General features: G+C 54.3%; 1 protein-coding gene. It reads left to right on the forward strand.

Going from position 1 to position 254, the window contains the following annotated elements:
• The coding region (locus AC1RPU_RS08360; RefSeq protein WP_481769707.1) for a hypothetical protein at positions 1-254 on the forward strand (254 nt) is incomplete at both ends.

Here is a 254-nt window from a genome sequence, read left to right on the forward strand (position 1 = left end):
CAAACCCGTGCAGAAGTCCGCCTCGCAGAGCTTGAGAAAGAACAGAGCTGTCTCGTCAAGAATCAGAAAAAGTTTCGTGCTCTGGCCAAAGCGCACAAGGAAATGCTGGAGCTGCCGCGTGAACCCAAGCCGTTCGAGGGCAAGAAACTGGAACTGAAGGTTTTGCGTCGCATGATGGAGGAATTGGTGGAGCGTCGCGCCCTGCTAAAGCAGCTGGCCCCGCATCTCGAAACTATTATCGCAGTCCAGCAGTT

The sequence above is a fragment of the Dellaglioa sp. CoH-55-MRSF-7 genome, from assembly GCF_056782235.1.